We start from the raw sequence: 24,764 nt of genomic DNA on the forward strand, positions 1-24,764 counted from the left end.
ATCTGAGTTCCTCCTTATAGTCCCTGTCCATCATTCATCTTCTCTACTATCTTATTAACTACAACAAGAAGTATTACATTGATGATGGTGTTAAAAAGTCCAACGGCTGTTGAGTAACTGTAGTCACCGTTTAAAAGACCTTTCTTATAAACGTAAGTTGCTATGATCTCAGATGATGACAGGTTCATGTCTGACTGAAGTGCGTATGCCTTCTCAAATCCGATACTCATGATGTTTCCGGCCTGAAGGATGAACTGGATAACTACCATATCCTTGATAGCCGGCCATTCAACGGCCTTTATCTGCTGCCAGATATTTGCTCCGTCAATCTGTGCTGCTTCCTTGAGCTCTTTGCTGGCATTTGAGAGAGCTGCGGTGTACATGATCGATGCCCATCCTGCTCCCTGCCAGATACCGCTTATGATGTAGATCGGTCTGAACGCTGCCGGGATTGTAAGGAAGTTGATATTACTTCCCATCATCATGTTCAGCGGTCCTGTTACGGAAAGAAGAATTCTTACCATACCACAGAGGACGATGACTGAAATGAAGTTTGGCATGTACAGTACAAGCTGTATCTTTTGCTTGATCTTGCTGCTTGCTATTCTGTTAAGAAGCAGTGCAAGTATGATTGGCATCGGGAATCCCCAAAGAAGTCCGAAGATACTCAGCTTCAATGTGTTCATAAGGTATTGCAGGAAATCCGGCGATGACAGGAACTGCTGGAAGTACTTAAGTCCTACCCATTCGCTTCCCAGGATTCCTTTAAAAGGATTGTATTTCTGGAACGCTATGAGGATTCCTCCCATGGGCAAATACTTAAATACAATAGTAAGGATCAGTGCCGGCCCCAAAAAGAATACATAAAGCTGCCAGTGCTGTTTTATATACACCAGCGTGTTATGTAGATTGTTGTCCTTTGCTTTCGCATTCATATAACTCCCCTTCTCACTTTTACATTTGTAACATTTCGTTTGCGTATGTAAAATATAACACGGCATAAATAATGTGTCAATATAGAAATTTTACATTTGTAACATTTTTAATTTACATTTGACACATAGAATTTTACATTTTATAATGAATAAGGTGATTGCGCCCTCTTATGTGCATGAGCCCAGTCTATACTAATATATCGGAGATTTTACATGGCAACTAAAGTTACCCTTCAGGATATCGCGGATGCTCTGGGAGTGTCTCGCAATACCGTATCAAAGGCTATTAATAATACCGGAGTTTTAGCTGAATCGACCAGACAGAAGGTCTTGGAAAAAGCTATAGAAATGGGATATAAACAGTTTTCATATGCAAACTCTGTTTCAGAAATAAGAAACCCTTCCGTAGCAAAAGCAAAAGCCTCCGGAGAGATAGCTCTTTTCACCGGAAGTTTCCTTAACAATTCACATTTTGCTTCTACCATGCTGGATAAGTTTCAGCATGAGGTTTCTTTATTAAGATACAGTCTGACAATGCACAGAGTAGATGAACACAATGTTGCAGAGCTCTCTCTCCCGCTTTCCTTCAGACAGGAAAACACTAAGGCCATTGCCTGCATTGAGATGTTCAATCATCCGTACTGCGAGATGCTCTGCAGCCTTGGTATTCCGGTTCTTATGATCGATGCGCCGGTTGCCAGCTACTGGAAGCCTTTAGATGCAGACATTCTGCTGATGGACAATTTCTCAAGTATATATACTGTTGTCAATGATATGAGTAAAAGAGGTATAACCTCCATCGGCTTTGTCGGACAGGTCACTCACTGCCGCTCTTTCTACGAGAGATTCATGGCCTTTAGAGAAGCGATGTACATCAATAACCTTACTGTTAATGATGACTACTGCCTCACAGAGGTTCACCCTCACGGCGACGATTACAAAGACTATCTATACAAAGCCCTTGAGAACATGAAGAGCTTTCCTGAGATGTTTATCTGCGCCAACGACTTCGTGGCCCTTGACCTGTTGTACGGTCTTAAGAAGATGGGTGTTGAATGTCCTCGTGACATCAAGCTCTTTGGCTTTGATGATTCACCGGAGTCCAAGATTGTAACCCCGTCGCTCTCAACCAGCCACATTCACAGCCAGATCATCGGCTACTCAGCTGCAAACCTTGTTATGTCAAGGATTGAACAGCCGGATCTCAATTATCGAATAACCTATACAGAGACGGATCTGATCTACAGAGATTCTACCATGTAAAGATTTTGACTTAATGTAAAAAATGGATATAAAGCCTTGTGAGCTTTATATCCATTTTATTATGTGCTTATTGCTATTATGCTTTCACAGACTCCTTTATGGAATCCCAGTTATAGACTCTTGTGTAATTAGCTCCCGGCAGTTCACAGTCCCTGTTCCAGGGGCGATCAAAGACCTTGACCTGCAAATTTGGTAAATGGTCAAAGAATCCAAATGCAGCCGGAGAATCTTCTACAGCAACATCAAAGTGCATCTTGTAGTAGTCCTCAAGTTCAAGACCAAACTCACTGTTCTTGATAAAGCTGTCACGCCCATACTTGTTAAGGCAATAAAGCTTAACTCTCTTAAGGTCATGCTCATCAAGCCACTGCCTTGAAGCTTGATAGGCACTATCCGGACGTCCTGTTATGATAAAGACGCTGTGTCCCTCATCTATCCAACCATTGATGGTTTTTGATGCCCCGGGTGTCTCTTCATACGCCAAAAGACTCTTTGGAGTATGCGCTTCTATCATCATCTGTTCATACTGCTCATCAGTAAGATCAAAAGACTTCTGAAGATTGAAGGAATGTATAGCTTCGTAGGGAACATCTATATCAAACAAATCTTTAACCAAAGTCGAAAAGCCTTGGGCAGTCTCGCATAAGCAGTCATCAAAATCAACGTAAATATTCATATTATCCTCACATACAATTAGTTTTCAATTCTTCGGAGCAGGTCTTTCTTCTTAAGACCGTTTTTCTTTGCTGCCTTGGGCCAACCTCTGCCGGCCATAAACATATAAGCTGCTCTTGGGAATTTATATGCATCAGCGTAAATGTCGTCTATAGCTGATGAATTTCCAATCACAGCGCCCAGTGTCTGCAGAGCTTCAACTACATATTTCACCGGGCCGGCCGGAGCATTAATGGTCTGAATGAGCGCGCCCATCATTTCGCCGCCTCCTATGGCAACTCCTCCGCCATAGGTAAATCCGCATTTCTGACTCCACTTTCTCACCTGTCTCAAGACATTTTTTATCTGGCAGCTCTCATAGAAGCCCATGTTTACTACAGTGTAAATCTTTTTATCACCGGGCGGACATGTCTTCTCCATAAGCTCCATGACCTTTAGAACTTCTGAAGGGATTCCGTCAACGTACATCGGAAATCCAAGGACAATCTTGTCTGCACCTGATAAGGCCTGCTCGAGTTCTTCAGGCTTATTCAGGTATGGCACAAGACTGATTGTTTCTGCCTCTTCTCCAATGCTTTCTGAGAGCTTGTTAAGGAATTTTGATGTGTTTGAGTTATCGCCTCTAAGACTTCCGTTAAAGAGGATGGTTTTACCGGAAGCCATATCCGAAGCCGGCTGCGAACCGGCAGAAGATTCTTTTACTTCCTGTAACTGAGTGGTTTCCTCAAATCTGATATCTTTGATCACGCCGTTGAAGTTCCGGCAAACAGCTTCCACATAGTGCTTAGCATCCGCCTGATCTTCTTTGGTAAGGTCATGTCCTCTGAAGATGACCGTGATCTTTTTTGACTCAGGATAGCGCATCTTGTGATGCATCTCATTATCTACAATGCGGAAATATGGAAGAACCCATCCGATACTTCTGTCGAATACATTCTTAACAAAGCTGCTAAATCCGCCATAGGTGTACCTGGTCATTACCACAAGCTCATCAGCCTTATGGATGAGATACCCCATCCTGTTATAGCCATCTTTGATAACGCATTCTCCCGGTGTCTTTAACCAGCAGCCAAAACACCCTGCGCAGGGCTTAATCTCTTTTGACGGAGCTATTACTTCCCATCCCTGATAATCCTGTGAAATCTGTCCCCACTCTTTTTCATCAAGATCATGAATCAGTAAATTCATACACTTCTCCCCCTTTAGTAATTCAATAATAGCAATCATCACGCAAAAAGACCAGCCGTTTTCACGACCGGTCTTTTCTTGTTGCGGGTGATTCGTTGTTAAATGAAGAAGGTTATATTAAAATATAAAGTAGTTAGCGATATAGAGACAAGAAAAATGAGGCCAAAAATGTTGAAAAAAATCAACACGCTGAAAGTTAAATTTCCACTGATCAGTTTTTTTACATATTTAGCGCTTGTAAGCGTGGTCCTGATTGCTTGCTATATGAGATTTTCCAGCAATATGAAGGAAACTTATATAGAGCACGGAGAAGAGATACTTAACCTCGCAGCCGAGGACATTGTTATCGACCACATTCCTGATTATCTAAATGGGAACTACGATATTGCCGAATATGAAAAAACCGCAAAAAAACTGGACTTATATCCACGTTATTTTGATGAAGTTTTCTATCTGTATGCCTATCACTTAAATGATGATGGCGTGAATGCAACATATCTTTTTGATGCCCAGGTCAATCATGATGATGAGGCAAGTCAGCTTGGAGAAAATTATGAGATTGAGGAGGATATTCTTGCTCAAATAGCTAACCACGGCGCAGGAGAACCACTTGATGCAGTAACTGATAATACTAAATGGGGATATCTGCTTACCGTTTCCAAACCTCTATTAGATTCCAAAGGCAATTTTCAAGGATATCTGCTGATAGATTTTGATCTCACCAAGGTAAGGAATGATAACAGGGCCTTCTTTTTAAGACTTTTTGGCATTGCCTTTGCCAATATGCTGGTCGTTTTTGCTCTTGGAATGCAGGCCGTAGCAGTCAGAATCACAAATCCCATCGAGAAGATTTTCCTTTGCCTGTCCAAATTCAGATATGCAACCATCAAAGACAGGGAAGAAAATCTCCGCAGTTTACAAGATCTGAAGATCCATACCAACCACGAGATCCAGTCTCTGTATGAGACCCTTATTTCAAGCGCTGAAAGCAATCTGCGATATATGAGTGAGTACAAAACTGTCTCTGAAAAGGCTCATACCGATGTCATGACCGGTGTCAAAAACAAAGCAGCCTTTGAGGAAATGGCCATGGTACTCCTTGAAAAGATTGATAATGAAGAATCCCCTGAAATAGCCATTATCATGGCAGACGTCAATAACCTTAAGTATGTCAATGATCAGTTCGGACACAAGGCAGGTGATGAATACATCATAGGCTGTTGCAAGGTGATTTCGGATCTGTGCAAAGAATCCCATATATTCAGGATTGGAGGGGATGAATTCGTTGTTGTCCTTGAAGGAAATGATTATACCAACAGGAAATACCTGTATGAAATGTTAAAGTCTCAGTTCATAGACACATTTATAGATGATACAAAAGATCCATGGCAGCGTTATTCAGTTTCTTTGGGTTTTGCTGAGTATCAAGCATCTGATACAGGAATAACAGATGTTATGAAACGTGCTGATGAGGCCATGTACAAGGAAAAAGAGATTTTCAAGAAAACCTATGGCAGCTACAGATGAGCTTGCGATCATTACAGATAAAAAACCGCTCATTATGAGCGGTTTTCATGAATCGGAGTGACGTGATTCGAACACGCGGCCCCTACCTCCCTAAGATAGTGCTCTACCAACTGAGCCACACCCCGATTTGGGTTGTCGCAAGTATCTCGACCAGCGACAAAAGCTATTATATAACGTCCTCGCCATAAAAGCAACCATAAATTTGAAATTCATTCAGATAATCGTACTGACGTACATTTCTTCATATAATATCCCATCACAAATTACCTGCCGATGAACTGAATGATATTCGAGGAAGTTACCTTGGCATAAGGAAGCCTGATATATCTTTCGTTTTCAATGGTGTATTTATCCGAAAGTTCATCAATACTGCCGCCCTTAGCCAGCACACAGGCAAGCTCAAACATGGCAGTCGCCTGTCCTTCTTTGTCGTTGTAGACGGTTCCTACCATTTTGTCATCCTTAACGGCTTCCAGTCCTACATCCGTTCCGTCTATTCCAAGAATTGCCGGCCATTTGTTTCTGGGTATGGCCATGGCTTCGTATGCATCAATGGCTCCCAGGGCCATGTCATCGTTGTTTGAAAGGACCAGCTCAATATCATCGCCGTAGTCCTCAATAAACTGCGTCGCCTTGGTCTGTGCCTGTGCCCTGTTCCAGTTGGCAATGGCATAGCCAAGCTTGTCGATCTCAATCCCCTGCTTTTTCATGGTATTTATGGAAGCCTCAGTCCTGACAATAGCGTCCTGATGCCCGGCTTCTCCCTCTAATACCACGAACTGGATCATGCCATCTCCATTCCTGTCAAGTTCCTTGTTCGTAATGCATGCCCAGGCTGCCAGCTCGCCCTCCATGACTCCCGACTGCTCAGCATCTGCCCCTATGTAAAAGAGCTTGTCCCACCTTCCGATGTCTCCCTCAACCAGCTCTCTATTAAAGAAGATAACCGGCACATCGGCTTTTCTGGCTGCATCAATGACAGCTGTGGGGTCCGTTCTGTCCACAAGGTTTACGCAGATCACGTCCATCCCGTCCTCGATCATCTTCCTGACCTGGGAATTCTGGGTCTGCTGGCTCTGCGCCGCGTTGTAGACTACAATCTCCACATCCTCGTTCTGAAAGCTCTGAAACAGCTCCACGAGCTGCCCCAGAAATGTGTCGTACATGTCATAGGCTGAGACACCAATCTTTATCTTTGATTCACTTTTATTTTCGCTTTGCTTACCGCAGCCGGACAATATTGTTGTCAAAAGACATAATGCAGTAAGCAGCGTTACCAAAACTTTTTTCATATTCACGATCCCGATACTTTCCTAAGATGCTTTAGTGGACCACAGGGAAAAGGATTCTTTGATTGCTCTCATCAAACAGATTGTCCCTGTTTACAACCCTGAAAGGTATCTTCTCATCTTCCATGGGAGTAAGCTTGTTATCAAGGCGCCGTGCAATGGCTGCCACCGACTGATACCCCATGTAATACTCATTTGGAACCACCATGCTTGTGATCAGTCCGTCATCCAAATAACTGACATTCTTAATGGAAATTCCAACACCGAAGATTACCGGAGCACTCTCCTGCTTCTGAGCATATTCAGCGGCGCATTCAAGCCCATTGTTATCAAGAGCAACAATAATATCCGCCTCTGATTCATTCTGTCTTCTTACTACTCTGTCGGCCATGCTGACAGGATCATAGTCAGACCAGGCAATCTCTGCACCCGATGTTTCTATGTTTTCGGTAAATCCTTTAAACCTCTCCGCAAGGGCATTTTGTCTTAAATTACCTGTGATGATTCCAATCCTCTTGCCGTCAAGTTTATTATCAAAGGCTATCCTGACTTCATTGGCCAGGGCTCTTCCCAGCTCTACGTTGTCAACCTGTATGCAGGCAGATCTGCCCTCAACATCAACGTCTGTATCCGCACTGGTATCGACCAGAAGAAGTACTGCCTTGTTGCTGATATCAGATATCATATTCTCAGTTCCTCTGCTGCTGTTTACCTGAAATACAATACCATCGGCTCCATCGTATATCTCCTCGTTTATCAGCTTGTACTGCTGACTCAGACTTAAGTTTTTACCGGTGGATACCACATTGAGTTTTATATTATTATCCTTGGCAGCCTGTTCAAGTCCCGAAATAAATGTCGTCCATCTTCCTGAGCCGGAATCATCTATGACCACAGACACCTCGGGAGAGTCCTCTCTCATTCCGCTGAGGATAAGAGCAGAGGTTGAAGCTGCAAATGTAATAAACAGAAGTATTGCCACCACAAGGATAAACAGATTTCTATTCTTCATCCGCCTTCTCCTTTCCTGTTTCCAGCATCTTCCGATTCTCCTCATTGTACGGAATAGCCGGAAGATGAACGGTCACAGTCGTGCCCTCATCCGGCTCACTCTCGATCTTAAGTCCGTACTGTTCTCCGAAACGCAGCTGAATTCTTCTCTGTACATTTATAAGTCCAACGCCGGAGCCCTTCTTTCTGACTCTGGTATCATCCGTCAAAAGAAGCTCTGTCTGGCTGCTGCTCATACCAAAACCATTGTCGGATACAGTGATGTAAATATCTCCGTCATCACCCATAAAGCCCTTCACAACTATCTCGCCATCCTCCATGTCTTTTACACCATAATAGACAGCGTTCTCCAAAATAGGCTGAACGATAAGCTTGACGGTACAGTAATTCTTAATCTCTTCATCTATATCAAATTCTATGGAGAAGGCATCTTTAAATCTCACCTTCTGGATATTCATGTAGTTGCTGGCGTGGCGGATCTCATCACCGATGGGGATAATGGTCTTTCCGCTGGATAAGCTGACTCTGAACAAAGACGCCAGCTGCGTTATCATAAAGACCGCATCATTGTACTTCTCACCCTCGATCATCCACACAATGGAATCAAGCGTGTTATACAAAAAGTGAGGATTTATCTGAGACTGAAGGGCATCAAGCTCAGCTTTTCTCTTCTCTTCCTGAGATGCAACCATGTCGCGCATCAGCTCATTTATCTGATCGTAACTGGCCCTGAGAGTCCTTCCCAGATGCTCTACTTCAGATGGTCCACCGATATAAACATCCGGATCAGCCTTTCCCATCTCGATTTCTCTGATGGAATCATTGAGCTTTATAAGAGGTCTTGTAACACGTCTTGCAACAAACCTATTAAGTATCAGCATGGCAAGAAGCGTTATTGAGATTACCATCATAACGAAGTATCTGATATCCTTCATTCCCATGTAAGAATTACTTGTGGGAATGACACTTACCAGCTTCCAGCCCGTGTAGCTCATGGTATCAACGGTAACGATTCTCTCATTTCCCTCAAAGATTTCCTTGTAGCTTCCATCGTCATATCCTGCAGCCCGTGAATTGTTTTCCTTAAAAAGGCCTGCACTGATCTGCATCAGCATTGGATGGTAGATAAGAGATCCTTTATTGTCCATAAGGTACACATATTGCTCTGATGGATTGTCATTGACAGACTCCATCATGTCTTCTATGACGGCGTAGTTCATGTCAACCAAAAGCACTCCCTGCTCGGGAACGCCGCCGTTATTAAGCTCAACATTTCTGCTAAGGGAAGTGACCCAGTAATACTTAAAAGTGGGGTCGTCTACAAATATGTTCTGAACATGGGGAAGTGAAAAATGAAGGTTCTCAGGCTTAGAAAGAGCTGCCTGAAACCACGTCTGACCCGTTACATCCACACCGTCCTTCTCGACACCTACGGGAGATGCGGCGATGAGAGTTCCGTCCTCCGAAAAAAGAGCGAGACTTATAAGATAGTCCTTGTGTGCCTCGTAAAGAAGGTTCATCTGAGTTATGGGAGTTTCTTTGCTGATGTCCTGATCCTTGACTACGTTATAGTAGATGGCATCAGACATTCTGCGCATGCTTCGAAGATAGTCCTCAAGCGTGATTACGCTCTGATCAAGAGTGAGCTCCGCCGCGTCCGTCAGCATCTTCTCCGACCTAACTGCGAATCTCTGATAAAGAGCCACTCCCATAGCAAGCATACAAACTAAGGCTACAATTGTGAATGAAACCGCAATTGTAACCTGAATACTCCTGGTGGCAATAGGTCTCATGTATCTCGAGATCAGCCACTGCATTTTTAAGTTATCAAACTTCCCCTTCAAAAACTTTTTCAAACTGGCTCCTGTTTATTCCTTGCCGTTTTTATACTTTGACGGCGAAACACCAAACTGTTTTTTGAATACATAGCTGAAATAATTAGGATCGGAATATCCAACTTCCTGGGCTATTATATAGGTCTTTTCATCGGTCTCAAGAAGCATCCTCTCAGCCTTCTCCATGCGGTAGTCCGTCAGATACCCGACAAAGGTCTTGCCGGTCTCCTTCTTGAAAACCGTGGAGAAATAAGCGCTGCTGACTCCGAGATAGTTGCAGATAAAATCCACGGACAGGTCCTGATCCGCATAGTGGTCTGCCACATATTCCTGTGCCTTTGTGACAAAAGACCTTGTGGTGTCATTTCTCTTGTAGTCGATGAGCTCGTGCATCTTAAGGCACACTCCGGTAAACCAGCCGGAGAGCTCCCCGGGCTCCATCTGAGAAGCCACCGAATATACATCACTGCTAAGGTCAAAGACATCACCCAGCTCAAGCTGATTGGTCCTTGCAAACTTGTAGAGCTCACTCACAAGTTCCATGACAAAGAATCTGTAGTTCTGGATAGTGGCCTGTGCTTTTGTGTTGTTCTCTATATATTTCTCCGCTGCCTTTTTAACGTCCTCAGCATCAGCCATCTTCATCTTCTTGAAGACATCCAAAAGAGTATTCTCTTCCGCCGGAGCCGAATCGTCTTTTTCCATAGGCGAAATCTCGGAGATATTGATTGCCTTGGTGTGTCCGTACAAAACCCTGTAGGAGACTGCATCTCTTGCTCCATGATAGGATGTATCAATTTCAGAGAGGCTCTCTGTAGTGCTTCCGACACCTATGGTTACATTCGCTTTACAGATACTCTCTGCAAGTCTGCAGAGTCTGTCGCAGTCATCAGTAAATGCAGATGCATCCTTCTGCGATGGGAGCTGGGCTATCATAACGGTAGACCCCTGATAGGAAAAGAACTTACAGCCCCACTTTTCGTCCATCCTCTCCTCAAGGAGCTTCCTCACCGATACGGACAGTAGCACGGGATTCATACCCTCAGGTATATTGGACTTGCTGACGTGGACGATAGCAGCTACATAAACAGGGCCTGTCAGTTCAATCCTGTAATCGGACATAAACTTCTCAATCCTGTCATCCTCTATTCTGCCTTCAACAAGGGATGCAAAGAAATCCTCCTGCAAAAGAGGAAGTGAATCCATGTAATAATTCTCAAGCTTAGCAACGTTAAGCTTCTCGTCAATATCACGGTCGAGAGCCTCGTGAACTCTCTTAAATACTGCCTTAAGCTCATCGGCATCAATAGGCTTTAAGATATACTCCTCCGCCTCGAGCCTGATGGCTTCCTTGGCATACTCAAACTCATCAAAGCCCGAAAAGAAAATGATCCTTATATTGGGATAGAGGCGTTTTAAATTCCTCGCCAGCTCCATTCCATCCATATAAGGCATCTTAATATCGGACATAACAATATCCGGCCTTAGCTCCTCTGCAAACTCAAGAGCTTCAAGGCCGTTATGTGCGTATCTGGGAGTATCAAAACCCATTTCCTCCCAGTTAAGTTTTCTCATGATTGCCTGTGCAACATCTTCCTCATCGTCCACAAGCATAACTTTATATTTATTCATAGCTCTCCGACTGATCACTCAGCATATTTCTCGTATACAATCTTCCACATAAATCCCATGATCACTACAGCTGCCACAATAACTATAAGCGCCGCTATCTGATTGAAGAAAGACACAATTCCCATTGCAATGGCTGATATGCCCAGGAATATTATGATCAGTCCTGCGTAAAAGGTATATTCATTGGGATGCTTGATGCTCTCGGGATTCTCCTTTTTAAGAATCTTAACATCTCTGGTTATTATAAGTCTGATGCCAAAGAACATGCATACTGCAAATGCCAGAATCTCAATTCCCATCTGATTAACTATTGTCTGTATGTCCATAATCACTCTCCTGCATTTTTTCTCTCATCAGGTCATCTACCCTATTTAATACTATATTAATATCTTTTGTCCCATACAAACAATACACAAAAGAAACATTTGCTTCAATAGCATTTTCTTTAAATATCTTTTTTAATCTCTCCACATCATTCTCAAAGAAGCTCTCTTCGCTCTCAAATCCAAAAGCAACAAACTGTGTTCCGCTTACCCTGAAGACATTTGCATCTCCGAAAATCTCCATCAGAGACTTGGCTGTGAGTACTATTATCTGATCTCCGACTTCATACCCTTCTGCAATATTGATCTCATTGAGCTTTGGCAGATCGCAGCGGATGCATCCAAAGGATGAGGATAAGTCCAGCTCCTGCTCAAGATACTTCTTAAAGGCTGTGTAATTGCCTGTTCCGGACAGATTGTCTTTAAAGGTATAATGCTGAGCCCTGCTCTGCTCTTCTCTCTCTAAAACGAGCTGCGCCAGGAAATATGAGATAAGATTTATGATCTCAGATATGGACTCAAGCTTCTTCTGTGGAGCCTCAACAACCCCCAGCACTCCGAACAGGTGGCCACCGGCTTCCAAAGGACCGATTATCATATTCTCAACCTTATTGGTCTTTAGCATATTGTAAAACCCCGGTATTGAGTTTCTGAAAGCCTCAGGATCTCTTACTATCAGTCTGTGATCGTTCTTGTTGAACTCATCATAGATCTTATCAATGATGTCTTCCGACGAGAGATACATCATTGTAAGGTCAAAAGACTCTGCTCCTTCCCTGTACCATTCATAAGTACCTCTGTACTTTCCGTTTTTCTGATCCTCAAAGATAAACAGACGCTTTGCTTCAAACTCTTTTCCCAAAAAAGCAAGAATAGACCTGATGTTTGCATCCGGAGAATCGGATGAAAGCGCATACTGGAGAGCTCTGTTGACAAAACGATCTCTCTCCACGGCAGCGTTGTCCTTCATCCACCAGCGCAATAGCGCAAGCAGCATCAGGGCTGCAAAAATAACAGCACCAAACCTTGTAAAGATTCCGTGGTTATCCGTGATCCTTCCGGCCATTAATAATTGTATCAGATCCATTGCTCCGCATACTACAAAGACACCTCCTGCGACATATAGGTACCTGAGCTTATTCTTCTTACCTGTCCTGTTGCAGTAGAGTGCATTTTCGACAGCCATGATGACAGCGACCGTCATTCCGGCCACAAGATAAGCAATAATGAACCAAAGATAGGAATCCAGCATATCTATCTTAAGTGTATAACGCAGATTGGTAATCCCAAGGATCGGCACTAAGGTGATAAAGAATCCCAGGTGCTTATAGACCCGGCGCTTTTTCTCCGTCAGAGAATTGATCAGGCAAATGCTGGGATAAGCCAGCATAAAGGGAAGTGTTTTGTTTATATCCCTGCAGACATAGATATGTCCTGTGACGAGCTGGAAAATATTGGTATCTATAAGAAACCATATACCTATCAGTATTGCACAACATCCCCCTGCAAGAATATCATAGGGGAATTGAGCCATACTTGATGCACCTGTATAAGCAATGATAAATATAACTCCCAGGAATATTTCGAGAACGCACAATATAATAGAAAGCAGATTGTTCCTAATGATCATCTGCACAAAGTCGGTAACGGAACACAGGTATATGTCATAGAGACGCCCCTTTTTCTGACCCTCATAAATCTGTTCAAACTCAAGCCTTATGGTCTTTCCTGCATCGTCTTTGCCTATGCCGACTTCATGGTATGTAAGACCATAGCCCATTCCGGTGAGGTTTGGCTTACTGTAAAATCTGTAAACCTGTCTTCCGCCGATAAACACCCTTACATTGGTGTTTTCAGATTTAAAGCACAGTGCATCCTTATCGGTGATGCCATTGGAGAGCTTTTTTTCGATAGCAACCCTTCCGTCGTAATCACCTATATCAAGGCCATCGGCGCAGACTTTCTCGCCGCCCGGAAGAGTCCAGCCTTCAGAAAAGCCGTCAATCTTCTCATGGACCGTGATCTGTCTGTCAGTGGACAAGGGCACACCAACAAGGATTGACAGTATCATCAATCCAAAAATGATGGTGTATATCAGGTTTATCGCAGGCTGCTTACTCTTCATTACATTCCTTCTTTATTCCGTCGTAGTCCTGTCTCTCAAAGCATTCTTTTATCCGGCTCACTCTGTCTAAATGCTTTTTGGGAATTTCAAACTCCGCAAGATCATTTAAAGTCATGCCGATCATTCTGTCGTCCTTCTCTTCAGCTGCCTTGCGCAGTGTGTCATAGGCGCTCTGCAAAAGGATGTCGTCATAGCTGGGCTCGTCTTTTATTTCTTCAGCAAAGTAAGGCGCAAGCCTCTCCTTATACTTATCAAGATCCTTTAAAAGCTCGTCATTGTGCTTCCTAATATATTCGATATTGTCCTCTTTTCCTGCCATCTCAAGTTTCTCGGCAGCATCTCCGAGGATCATGGCTCCAACCAGCCTTGCAGAGCTCTTAAGGGCATGGACCTTGATGGTATAATCCTTCCAATTCTCTTCCAAGTACAGACCCTTGATTTCCTCCGCCTTAAGTTCAATGGACTCATAGAATATCTTAAGCACAGATCTGAACGCATCCTCGGAGCCACTGTTTTCTATAGCCTTTACAGGGTCTATTCCGGGTATTTCTTCATACCACTCCCTGCTAATCTCTTCAGTCTCTTTTTCCCCGCTCTCCTCTATAAGCTCTTGTTCAGCCATGCTTTCAGGAACTCCTGTAAGAACGTTCGATAGCACCTGACTAAGGCCATAAGGCTGCTCACCCTTTTTCAGGTACATGATACCCATAGCGCCTCTTCCGCAGTTAAAAGACATAACGGAAGAAACCTTCTGAAACAGAATATGCTCGAAGTTAAATTTATTCCTGATGGCTTTTTCTATAGTATCCCTCTCCTCTTCGGTCAGGGTTATATAATCGACGATTGCAACATCAAGGTCCGGATTGGCATTTCTTGGAAGAGCAAAATCAAGATACTTCATATAACACTCATCCAGTTCTCCGGTAAATATCCTTGCTATGGTCACCTTTCCGCCCTTGATATTGATAACAGGCCTAAGTCCAAAGGTGTTTACAAAGCCAAATGTGGACTTCTTCATTCCTCCGCGTCTCATAAGGAACTCAGCATCACCTGTGACAAAGCTGCATCTTAGATCCTTTTTGATCTTTTCAAGATCACTGATTATCCTGTCAACCTGTCTGCCCTGGAGAGTCATCTTGTAGGCTATGAGCACAAGCATACCAATAGCACCGGAGTTTACTCCCGAGTCTAATACAGTTACATTTCCGTATGCCCTTGCAGCTTCTCTGGCGTTGTTATACTCCTCACTGATACCTGCGGAAACCGTTATATAAATGATCTGGTGCGCTTTTTTAACTTCCTTAGCAAAGAACCTCTCGAACTCCTCTACTGTAGGCGGCGAGGAAGTAAATGTTGCTCCTTCTGCTACATAACGCATCACTTCGTCGGCACTGGCTTCATCATAGTCATAGAACGCCATTCCGTCCGACATGATAGAGAATGGGATAACATCAATCTGATAGCCCCAAAGAACCTTTCTGGGAAGATCACACATACTGCTGGTAGCAATAATGATCGGCATCTTCTTGGAATAATCTCTGGAGGAGTACATCTTGGCATTCGAAATATCAGGGCCTTCAGTCCTTATGATCTTGGCCTCAGGAAGGTGATTTAAGATCATCCTCTCCAGCTGATCTCCGGATATAGGCTTTACAAGATATCCGTCAAATCCGCTTCTGTCATAGAGTTCTTTGCTCTCACTGTCGGCATTGGCCGTAAGTGCAATTACAGTGGTATGGTTATTTCGTCCTCCAAGCTGCTTTCTTATATTCTGCAGACACTCTATTCCATCCATCTCAGGCATAAGGTGATCCATGAAGATGATGTCATAGGCTTCTTTTGCAGTCATGATCATTGCTTCAAAGCCGCTCATGACAGTATCGACAACTATGTCTGTGCCATCAAGAAGTTTCTTCTCGACCTCCAGATTCATTTCATTGTCATCAACGATAAGGACTCTTGCCTCAGGCGCCTTAAAGCCGGGCATATACCTTCCGCCTGCATCTCTCCTTCCAAAGCTCTGTATACTGATATCGCCAATAGGATCTCTTCTGGTTACCTTCTGCTTTAGAGCAACGATAAAGGTTGAACCTTCAGTGTAGGTACTGTTTACAGTGATCTTGCCATCCATCAGCTCAACCAGCTGCTTAACGATGGACAGACCAAGGCCGGTTCCCTCGATCTTGGCGTTTTTCTCCTCATCCATTCTGGCAAAGGCATCAAAAAGATAAGGAATAACATCCTGCTTTATTCCCATGCCTGTATCGATAACAGAGAATAAGAGAAGTACTTCATCCTTTGGTGTGTCCTCTCCCTTTTCTATGCGCAGAGTAACAGAACCTTCCTGTGTGTATTTCACCGCATTGTTAAGAAGGTTTACCAGTATCTGCTTTATACGGACTTCATCTCCGAAGAGCTCTGCCGGAATTGTGGGATCAACCTCGAGGTTTAGCTTAAGGCTCTTTTGCTGCGCCCTAAGACTTATCATGCTTACAATCTCCGATATCGTATCGCCAAGGTTATAGTTTACGGGTACGATATCCATCTTGCCCGCTTCGATCTTGGACATATCCAGGATGTCATTTATAAGTGAGAGCAGCATCTTGCCCGCGCCCTGGATGTTTTTGGCATCGTTTATTATCTCTTCGGACGCATCTTCCTGCCTTAAGATGATCTCGTTAAGACCAAGGATTGAATTTATAGGCGTCCTGATCTCATGGCTCATATTGGAAAAGAATCGGTTCTGAGATCTGTTGAGTTCTTCAACCTTCCTGGTCTCTTCCTTAGCTCTTTTGTTCTCCTCGTTAAGGAGCCACTCCTCGAACCACACCATGAAGCAGCAGATAATACCCACAAGCACCATTGAAATAAGGGAATCTGCAAAGAAAGCTTCTCTAGTGTGTTCTACAACACGCTCAGGGAAAAAATAACCTACAGCATAAAGAATAACCGACTCAACAGTCAGTACTACCAGCATAAGAGGCTTCCAGAATCCCGAGAGTACAAGACCGGTATAAAGGAACGTAAATATCATCCACTGAATTCCACCGCCGTAGATTCCGCCGCCGGAAAAATAAACTATCGGCAGCGCAACAAATACCATACCAAGAACGATAAGTCTTACTGCGATAGACATATGGTTTCTTTTAACGGCAAGCAAGGTTACAATGGGGATTCCTACCACAATTATGATCAGCGCTATAATTTCTACGATATTTTCGCCAAGGATTATATCGCCGATAAGTGCAAGTAGTATAAATAAATCCGTAACCAGTGTAAGGAGTATAAAGACTCTCTCTTTAAAGCTTCTTGAAGGGTCTTTTAAAAGATCTTTTATTTTCTGAGCGATCTTTGTAATCATGAGACACCTCCGTTCCGGCCTTTCCTGCCTGACATAACGCGGTTCATGACTCTCTCAAAATCGCTTATAATGATGGGCTTACTGATAAATCCGTCAAATCCCTCTTTCAGGAACATCTCTCTTGCGCCGCTAACAGCATTGGCCGTAAGAGCGATGACAATGACTTTTCTCTCCCTCTGATCAGCGATGGCCTTAAGCTTTTTCATCGCCTCAACGCCATCCATTTCCGGCATCATATGATCCATAAACACGACATCATACTCACTGAGGTCGTACTTAGCCAGCGCCTCTTTTCCGCTGCCTGCCGTATCAACCTCCATCTTATAGTCCTTAAAAAGACCTGTAGCCACCACCAGATTCATAGGCTCATCGTCAACTATAAGAGCCTTTACTCCCTCAAGATTAAGGGCATTATTTTCAGCACCCACTCGTAAGGATGCAAAATCGTTATCTCCGTTTAGAACCTTTGCAACCGTATAGCCATATACTGGCTTCGGAATTACAATTATCCTGCTCTTTTTACTCAGTTTAAAGTCACGGCCAGCATACACTGCCACCGTAACATTTCCCATTGCCAGCTCTTCAAAGAAATCCGGTGCCTGTTCATACTCATCTACTCCCATGAATACATGGGTTATCTTGCCGGTCTTTAATAGCCTCTTAAGCTCATCCAAAGACGGTGCAGAATACAGGTTTAGTCTAAGACCTGCTGCCAGATTGGTGGCCATCATCTCGTATGCTCCACCTACTCTGAAGTCATCAAGCTTTTCTGCCAGCACATGGAAAGCAACACCAAGGAACCTGCCGGAATCCACTGCAATGCAAGGATTTGGATCTACAACCTCCTGAACAATACTTACCCTTACTATGGTACCTGCACCCGGATTACTCTCAAGGGAAACAAAGCCCTTCATAAGCCTTGTAAAGCCGTAAACGATGGAAAGGCCAAGTCCGATACCTCCGGTACTCCTGTTTCTCTTTTTATCCGCCTGATAGCTTCCTGTAGCAACCTTATTACGGACCTTCTCGGTCATACCTATTCCGGTATCCATGACCTCAATGATGAGATTGATGCCGTAGCCGTGCTTTATGCCAAAGACTCTAAGCAACACACCACCCTTTTTTGTGAATTTAAATCCATTGTCTATAAGGTGGGTTATTATCTTTTTTATTTTCTTGGAATCGCCCTTTAAAACAGCAGGCAGCGATGGATCAAGATCGATGGTGAACTCAAGCCCCTGAGCCTGATACATGGTCTCATAATCACTCGCAATGTCTCCAAGGATCGAAGTGATCATGTATTTCTCTTCCTCAAGGACAGCATCTCCTCTCTCAATCTCACTGTAGTCCTGAATATCCTCAATCTGATTGGAAAGTCTGATTCCTGCGTCTCTTATGGCTATAACATCATCTCTTGATTCCTTTTTCAGGATAAGAGTGGACATTCCGCTTATTACATTTACCGGAGTTCTAAGTTCATGGGAAATATTCGCAAGGAAGTCCTCCATACCTTTTCTGGCACTCTCCTCGGTATCCTGAATGGATTCAATATCATTTTCAATCCTGCTCATGTTGCGAAGGATCTCGTGAAGTGCTCTGTAAATACTAAGCTCAACCACGATATGAAGAAGTATTCTGGAAACGCTTAAGGGATCAAGTGTGATACTGCCTGTAGAAACGCCAATGATAAGCTGGCTGAAGGTAACGACAATGTATTCCAGCAAAATAAAAGGCAGGAACTTTCTTCTGCCCATGACAGATGCTGTGATCATAAGAAGAACCGAAACAATGATGATATCGTAGAAACTGGTTATGTGAACACCATGAAAAAAAGCCACTATCATCGAAAAGATCATAAAGAAGTTTTCTCTGAACCTGGTCTCACCATACCCGTTAATATGAATGGCCCAGCAAGCTATTATTCCACCTGCAATAAGAGGGATGGTCCAAAGCTCCCACCCTTGGGAAATACTCTCTAAAATAGCGCCGATACAGGTGACTGTAATAATAACTATAACGACGTTGTGGGCCCTTAATTTGCGATTCGCTTTTTCGTTCAAAATACAGTCCTCTTTATAAGAGACAAAAAGCACAATAAAAAGGGATGCAGCCCATAAAGACTACATCCCTATTATAACATGACGTATTTATTATTGAGGTAATTTCGTTAATAAATATACATTAAATTTTACTAAAATTACTTCTTAGCAACGTACTTACGGATATCAAGTGAGATAGCTACGAAGATAACCAGACCGATGAAGATGTACTGTGCGTTAGCATCAACACCAAGGTACTGGAGAGCTGCCTTTAAGAGCTCGAATACGGCAACACCGATGATGGCACTTGAAACCTTACCACGTCCACCTGTAACTGATACACCACCGATTGTACAAGCTGCGATAGCTTCCATCTCATAACCAAGACCAAGGTTAACTGATGCACCACCGGCCTTAGCACCAAGCATGAATCCTGCAAGACCATACATCATAGCGGCCTTCATGTAGATAAGTACCATTGTAAGACGAACAGGAACACCGGCAACTTCTGCAGCCTGTGGGTTTCCACCGATTGCATACATATATTTACCGTGACGGGTCATGTTGAAGATGAACCATGTAATTGCTGCAACAATAAGTGCGATCCAGATAAGGTAGCTTATACCAAGGAACTTACCTGTTGCGATGTTTGTGTACTGTGTTGTGTATCCACCAAGAGGTGTAGCACCTGTGTAGATAAGAGCAAGTCCGTATACGATTTCCATCATAGCAAGGGTTGCGATGAATGGAGGAACGTGAAGGAATGCGATGAAAAATCCTGTGATTGCACCAAAGCATCCTGTGATAGCAAGCACGATAAGAAGTGCAACGAAGATGTTAAGTGGCTGCATATCAGGGAAGAACTTACCTGAGTAGTCAATCTTCTGAAGAAGTGTACCTGCAATACATGCTGCAAAACCGATCATACGTCCGGCTGACAGGTCACAACCTGCAGTAATAACACAGCCTGCGATACCAAGGGCAATAACAAGTCTTGAACTCATATTCATAAGAATGTTGAACAGGTTGTTTGATGTAAGGAACCTGTCGTTTGTAATACCTGTGTAAATAACCAGGATGAACATAACGATGATAACACCGTTATTTATAAGAAAATCAATTGCTTTTTGCTGTTTTGTCTTAACCATTTCTTTTTCCTCTCTTATAATAGCTGCGGATATCAGAACTGAGTAGCATAGCTCATAACCTTCTCCTGGGTCATGTCTGCTTCTTCAGTTATCTCGCCTCGTAGTTTACCGTTACACATTACATAAATTCGATCTGACATACCAAGAAGTTCTGCCATTTCGGAGGATATCATTATGATAGCCTTACCCTGCTTGGCAAGATCAGTCATAATCTCATAAATCTCATGCTTGGCACCTACGTCAATACCTCTTGTAGGTTCGTCCATTATAAGAATGTCAGGATCATTAGCAAGCCATCTTGATACAATAACCTTCTGCTGATTACCACCGGAAAGGTTAGCGATGTGCTCCTGCATGCTTGGTGTCTTAATACTTAGCTTTTCAATGCTGTCATCAACTACTTTGTTGATCTTAGGATGATCAAGAACAAAACCGGCTGTGAGATACTTGTTGTAAACTGAAACGCCTACGTTATCCTTGATTGAAAGACATCCGAAGATACCGTTTCCTCTTCTGTCCTCTGTGATCATACCGATTCCGGCGTTCATTGCATCTCTTGGGCTCTTGATCTTAACCTCTTTGCCGTGGATCTTAATTGTACCGGCTGAAAGGTTTCTTATACCGAACAGACCTTCCATAAGCTCTGTTCTCTGGGCTCCGACAAGTCCTCCGAATCCGAGGATCTCACCCTTCCTTAAGTTGAAGGATACATCCTGGAAGGACTTCTCGTGGATTGATGAAAGTCCGTTTACTTCCATAACCACTTCGCCGGGAGTTCTGTCTTTTACAGGATAAATATTTGTGAGCTCACGGCCTACCATCTTGGCGATGATATCGTCGATTGTAAGTTCCTTTGCAGGCCATGTTCCGATGTATGTACCATCTCGCATGATGGTTACATCATCAGCGATGCGCTTGATCTCATCCATCTTGTGTGAGATGTAGATCATGGCAACTCCTTTTTCTCTGAGCATTTCCATGATTCTGAAAAGTGCTTCAACTTCACTATCTGAAAGAGAAGATGTTGGCTCGTCGAAGATAATAACCTTGGCGTCGTGTGATACTGCCTTTGCAATCTCAACTGACTGCATCTGTCCGATGGACAGTGTATCAAGCTGTGCCTTTGGATCGAAATCCATATTAACTTCTTTCAGCCACTTCTCTGTTTCTTCGTACATCTTTTTATGGTCGATGATCTGAAGTGGACCATATTTCTTTACCGGGAATCTTCCAAGAAACATGTTCTCTCCAACGCTTCTTGCAAGTACCGGCTGCAGTTCCTGATGCACCATGGCTATACCTTTTTTCATAGCCTCATCAGGATTTTCGATTGTTGTCTTTTCTCCGTCGATATATATCTCTCCGGCATCCATCTTGTAAATACCGAAAAGACACTTCATAAGTGTTGATTTACCGGCTCCGTTCTCTCCCATAAGTGCATGGACGGTACCGGGCTTTACTGCCAATTGTACGTTATCCAGTGCCTTTACACCGGGAAAGGACTTGGATACGCCCCGTAGTTCCAATTTGTACTCTGATGCCATATCGTGTCCCTCTCTACTAACTATCTAACTTGTGTTCCCTTTAAAAAGTGGTGCGGATGCAAGCATCCGCGCCACCGTTTATAACTTTAAAACTCAAAATCGATTACTGCTTAATTACTTAAGTGAATCAAGAACTGACTGTGCGTTGTCTGTTGTAACCTTTACATAGTCACATCCGATGTAGTAATCGTTGCCAGCACCTGTGATGTAGTTGATAGCTGCATCAGCTGCACCGTGTGACTGAGCGATGTGATCGTTGAATACTGTACCTGTCATTGTTCCTGCAAGTACGTCCTCAAGAGCCTCTGTAAGAGCGTCAACACCTACAAGGTAGATGTCCTCACCAACCTTACGTCCAGCTGCCTCGATTGACTGAAGAGCACCAAGTGCCATAGCATCGTTGTTGCAGAATACAACTTCTGTCTCAGGATGAGCTGAAAGTGAGTTAGCAACGAGCTGCTGAGCTGTAGCCTGATCCCAGTTACCTACCTGGTCATCAAGACAATCAACTGTCCAACCTGCATCCTCAAGAGCCTTAACTGAGAACTCTGTTCTGTACTGAGCATCAACGTTCTCAGGGTCACCCTCGATCATGATGTACTGGATCTTGCCATCGCCGTTAAGGTCAACCTTATCCTGGCCAAGGTCAACGATGATCTCGCCCTGCATTGTTCCTGACTGACGAGCGTCACATCCAACATAAGTTACATTCCAGCTGTTAGCTGACCATCTTGCTTCCTCGTCAGCATCAGGCTCACGGTTGATGTATACAAGAGGGATATCAGCGCCAACTACAAGGTCTGTAATTGTTGCAGCTGAAGATGAGTTAACGGGATTGATGATAAGAACATCAACACCCTGTGTGATAAAGTTCTGAATCTGGTTTGTCTGTGTTGCCTGGTCGTTAGCACCATCAACGATTGTGATGTTGTCCTTTGAGAATCCCTGTGAAATGAGATAATTCTCAAGCTCTGTTCTGAAGAGTGTCATGAAGTTATCAGCAAACTGATAGATACAAACACCAACCTTCTTATCTGCAAGATCAGCATTTCCTGCTGTCTCTGCAACTGCTTCAGCAGCTGTCTCTGCAGTCTCTGCTGCAGGTGCCTCTGTAGCTGTCTCTGCTGCAGGAGCCTGTGTAGCTGTATCTGCTGCTGCCTCTCCGCAACCAACGAGCATAGCCATTGTCATTGCAGAAACTGTTAAAAGACTTACCAATTTCTTTTTCATTTGTAACATCCTCCTTAAAGTAAGTTATTGAGGCACATCATAAGTAGAGCCCCAATGTTTGTTTACAATGGATATGTTAACAAAAGCTTTTGTGCAAAAACATAGAGAATTCTTCTTTTTATCTTAGAAATCCTTTTGTTTTTTGTTCTATACTGTGAATTTTACACAACAAAAAGCACTCCCTTTTAGTAACTTTTACCTTTCGGAAACGTTTTCTAAAAAAGGAGTGTCGTCATTTTGTATCATTGTATGATTTTATCAGTTTACTTTATTCAATTTCTGTAGTTCCATCGTCATAAGTTATAACCCAGTATCCCTTGCCTGTTCCGCAGTCCTCGTGATACTCCTTATCAACTATCACGTGCTCTGCTTCTGAAGGCTGGTCCTCTAAAGGTATGGAATCATTGTTTATATAAGTAATCTTATAATATGAGTCGGGCTTTACTTCCGGTTCTATGACCGCATTGTCAAGATTTATATCCTCTTGCACCTTGGGCACGTCAGTTACAGTGACTGTAGGTATGTCGTCATCTGCAACAAGACCTTCAAGCAAGTACCTGTATGCCGGTACTGCAGAGTACAGCACTATGTTGAATATAAATACGCATAATACTGTTCCTGCGAATATGCTCAAAAATGTAAGAATCCTTCTCATATCTTTTCCTCTTTAAAAATTTACTTTGTAGCTTGCTTCCCTAATGATTGGTCCGGCAGGATAGCTCTCATAGGTCTGCTTGTAATATCCGCTTCCCTTTGCTCTTTGCATCTCCGCGTCGAAGATGTACCAGTTGTTTCCAACCTTAACCTCAGTCCAGGCATGAGGTGTTCTGCCTCCAAGAGCTGATGTAACGCTTCCGGTGCAGACTCTTGCTTCATATCCAAGTCCCAGAGCTATGTACGCAAAAGCTGATGCGAAGTTGTAGCAGTTGCCCTTTGAATTCAGCAGAATATCTGTCGCGTAGCTCTCAGTCCATTCACCCTCAGGCACTCCCATCTTTCTCTCATATACAGATGCCTTTACGAAGTAGTCAAAGCATCTCTCAAGCTGCTTCTTCTGTGACATATCACCTGTGGTACTCATTTCCACCACAGAGGCTACCAGCTTCATAATATCCGTCTCGGGATTTTTAAGTGTTCCGTCGGTGTCCTTCCACTTGATGCCATATTCTGTATGGATAAAGTGAGGACCTGTTATCTCCCATTCCATCATGTTCTCAGATGCCTGGCTGTTAACCAGTCCCCTTATCTGGGTCGTCAGATCTTTATCCAGACCGTAGAGTGCATTTGATCCTATCCTTACCACCGTATCCGGAATAACAGCTCCCTTAAGCGCAGCCGGGAAACATATAAGCTCTGTCAGATCCTTGTTGTAAAGGCAGTCACTATAGGAGGTGTAGTATGGATTGTTTGTGCTTACCGTAATGGACCTCAAGTTATTGAGTCCCTTAAAGGCATTTGAAGAAATATCGACCACATCACTTCCTATATGAATGGTGGAAATCGATGTGTCGCCTCTGAAGGTCGTATAGTCAATCCTTGTTATGGTCCCTGCTCTCACACTTACAGAAGGTACTATGGTAAATGCAAAGGCAAGTATCAGAATGCCACACCATATCCTTATTCTTTTAAAAGACATTTC

At 43.4% G+C, this 24,764-nt stretch carries 18 protein-coding genes and 1 tRNA gene; 2 read left to right on the forward strand and 17 right to left on the reverse strand.

The annotated features are described in order from the left end of the window. Positions 1–14: 14 nt before the first annotated feature. Positions 15–935 carry an ABC transporter permease gene (locus G633_RS0115155; protein WP_022767500.1) on the reverse strand — a complete coding sequence of 307 codons (921 nt, stop codon included), beginning with the start codon at positions 933–935 and terminating at the stop codon, positions 15–17. Between the two features lie 213 nt (positions 936–1,148). Here G633_RS0115155 and G633_RS0115160 point away from each other — a divergent pair, with 213 nt between their 5' ends. Further along, the gene (locus tag G633_RS0115160; protein WP_026520440.1) at positions 1,149–2,198 is read left to right on the forward strand and encodes a LacI family DNA-binding transcriptional regulator; all 1,050 of its coding nucleotides are present in this window, start codon (positions 1,149–1,151) and stop codon (positions 2,196–2,198) included. A gap of 76 nt (positions 2,199–2,274) precedes the next feature. On the opposite strand, the gene G633_RS0115165 is transcribed toward G633_RS0115160, so the two are convergent. Further along, complete coding sequence (locus tag G633_RS0115165; RefSeq protein WP_022767502.1) at positions 2,275–2,874, reverse strand: 2-dehydropantoate 2-reductase; 600 nt, start codon at positions 2,872–2,874, stop codon at positions 2,275–2,277. Positions 2,875–2,891: 17 nt separating this feature from the next. Continuing rightward, positions 2,892–4,061 carry a flavodoxin family protein gene (locus tag G633_RS19545; protein WP_051200292.1) on the reverse strand — a complete coding sequence of 390 codons (1,170 nt, stop codon included), beginning with the start codon at positions 4,059–4,061 and terminating at the stop codon, positions 2,892–2,894. Between the two features lie 282 nt (positions 4,062–4,343). Here G633_RS19545 and G633_RS0115175 point away from each other — a divergent pair, with 282 nt between their 5' ends. Next, complete coding sequence (locus tag G633_RS0115175; protein ID WP_196804280.1) at positions 4,344–5,588, forward strand: diguanylate cyclase; 1,245 nt, start codon at positions 4,344–4,346, stop codon at positions 5,586–5,588. Positions 5,589–5,640: 52 nt separating this feature from the next. Here the strand turns inward: G633_RS0115175 and G633_RS0115180 are convergent. The 14 genes from G633_RS0115180 to G633_RS0115245 all read right to left on the reverse strand — a co-directional run bounded on the left by G633_RS0115180 (position 5,641) and on the right by G633_RS0115245 (position 24,761). Beyond that, positions 5,641–5,713 (reverse strand) — tRNA-Pro (locus G633_RS0115180). A gap of 138 nt (positions 5,714–5,851) precedes the next feature. Then, a complete protein-coding gene (locus tag G633_RS0115185) occupies positions 5,852–6,880 on the reverse strand; it encodes a galactose ABC transporter substrate-binding protein (protein ID WP_026520442.1) in 1,029 nt (342 codons plus the stop codon). A 31-nt stretch (positions 6,881–6,911) separates the two neighbouring features. After that, a complete protein-coding gene (locus G633_RS0115190) occupies positions 6,912–7,889 on the reverse strand; it encodes a sugar ABC transporter substrate-binding protein (RefSeq protein WP_051200294.1) in 978 nt (325 codons plus the stop codon). Continuing rightward, complete coding sequence (locus tag G633_RS0115195; RefSeq protein WP_330363364.1) at positions 7,879–9,744, reverse strand: cache domain-containing sensor histidine kinase; 1,866 nt, start codon at positions 9,742–9,744, stop codon at positions 7,879–7,881. Before G633_RS0115195 ends, G633_RS0115190 begins: the two co-directional genes overlap by 11 nt. 12 nt (positions 9,745–9,756) lie before the next feature. Continuing rightward, positions 9,757–11,355: a response regulator gene (locus G633_RS0115200; protein ID WP_022767508.1), complete on the reverse strand. Its 1,599-nt coding sequence runs from the start codon at positions 11,353–11,355 to the stop codon at positions 9,757–9,759. Between the two features lie 14 nt (positions 11,356–11,369). Beyond that, on the reverse strand, positions 11,370–11,681 hold the full coding sequence (locus tag G633_RS0115205; protein ID WP_022767509.1) for a hypothetical protein: 312 nt from the start codon (positions 11,679–11,681) through the stop codon (positions 11,370–11,372). Beyond that, positions 11,659–13,803 carry a sensor domain-containing diguanylate cyclase gene (locus tag G633_RS0115210; protein WP_026520445.1) on the reverse strand — a complete coding sequence of 715 codons (2,145 nt, stop codon included), beginning with the start codon at positions 13,801–13,803 and terminating at the stop codon, positions 11,659–11,661. The genes G633_RS0115205 and G633_RS0115210 overlap by 23 nt, the downstream gene beginning before the upstream one ends. Then, on the reverse strand, positions 13,793–17,164 hold the full coding sequence (locus tag G633_RS18730) for a DegV family protein (protein WP_051200295.1): 3,372 nt from the start codon (positions 17,162–17,164) through the stop codon (positions 13,793–13,795). Before G633_RS18730 ends, G633_RS0115210 begins: the two co-directional genes overlap by 11 nt. After that, entirely contained in the window at positions 17,161–19,224 is a 2,064-nt protein-coding gene (locus tag G633_RS0115220; protein ID WP_026520446.1) for a hybrid sensor histidine kinase/response regulator, read from the reverse strand. Before G633_RS0115220 ends, G633_RS18730 begins: the two co-directional genes overlap by 4 nt. A 137-nt stretch (positions 19,225–19,361) precedes the next feature. Then, positions 19,362–20,351, reverse strand: coding sequence for a galactose/methyl galactoside ABC transporter permease MglC (locus tag G633_RS0115225; RefSeq protein WP_026512348.1), 990 nt, complete (start codon positions 20,349–20,351; stop codon positions 19,362–19,364). Positions 20,352–20,383: 32 nt separating this feature from the next. Next, positions 20,384–21,895 carry a sugar ABC transporter ATP-binding protein gene (locus tag G633_RS0115230; RefSeq protein ID WP_022767514.1) on the reverse strand — a complete coding sequence of 504 codons (1,512 nt, stop codon included), beginning with the start codon at positions 21,893–21,895 and terminating at the stop codon, positions 20,384–20,386. A 114-nt stretch (positions 21,896–22,009) separates the two neighbouring features. Beyond that, a complete protein-coding gene (locus tag G633_RS0115235; protein WP_022767515.1) occupies positions 22,010–23,125 on the reverse strand; it encodes a galactose ABC transporter substrate-binding protein in 1,116 nt (371 codons plus the stop codon). Between the two features lie 268 nt (positions 23,126–23,393). Then, the gene (locus G633_RS0115240) at positions 23,394–23,780 is read right to left on the reverse strand and encodes a hypothetical protein (protein WP_026520447.1); all 387 of its coding nucleotides are present in this window, start codon (positions 23,778–23,780) and stop codon (positions 23,394–23,396) included. A gap of 12 nt (positions 23,781–23,792) precedes the next feature. Beyond that, the gene (locus tag G633_RS0115245) at positions 23,793–24,761 is read right to left on the reverse strand and encodes a transglutaminase domain-containing protein (RefSeq protein ID WP_196804281.1); all 969 of its coding nucleotides are present in this window, start codon (positions 24,759–24,761) and stop codon (positions 23,793–23,795) included. Positions 24,762–24,764: the final 3 nt, after the last annotated feature.

Origin of the sequence: Butyrivibrio sp. FCS006 (genome assembly GCF_000424525.1) — a bacterium.
Classification (GTDB): domain Bacteria; phylum Bacillota; class Clostridia; order Lachnospirales; family Lachnospiraceae; genus Butyrivibrio.